Annotated in this window: 1 protein-coding gene; it reads right to left on the reverse strand. The window is 79.3% G+C overall.

Going from position 1 to position 550, the window contains the following annotated elements:
* A partial coding sequence (locus tag ACVMLK_RS21300) for a hypothetical protein (protein WP_457487578.1) occupies nt 1-550 on the reverse strand: 550 nt, incomplete at both ends.

Here is a 550-nt window from a genome sequence, read left to right on the forward strand (position 1 = left end):
CCACGGCCGCCTCCTCCCGCAGTGCCGCCTCGCGGATGGCGGTCAGCGCCGCCGCGCGGGCCAGCGCCTCGGTCAGCGTGCCGTGCAGCTCGGCCAGGCGCCGGGCCTCGGCCAGCAGGGACAGGGCGGGCAGCGGCGTGGCGGCCTCGGCCGTCGCCTCGGGCAGTCCAAGGGCGCGACACTCGGCGAGCAGCGCGGCGCGGCACTCCGCCAGCTGGTGCTCCAGCCCCGGCAGGTCGCAGCGGGCGCGGGCGGCGACGCCGGAACCGGCCTGCAACGCCTCGATGGCGGCGGCCTGTTCCAGCACCACCTGGTCCGGCGAGAGCCCTTCCAGCTCCGCCAGCACCTCGCGCTGCTGCGTCTCGGCGAGGTGCAGCGCCGCCTCGGCCCGCCGTGCCGCGTCCCGCGCGGCGGCGAGCCGGGCCGACAGATCCTCGGGCAGCAGCGGCGCCTCCGGATGCGCGGCCAGCCAGGCCAGGCTCTCGGCGTGCCGCGCCAGCAGCGGCCGGATACGGCGCTGCCGCTCCAGCACATGCAGCCGCTGCGCCGC

This window comes from Teichococcus aerofrigidensis (assembly GCF_054073225.1).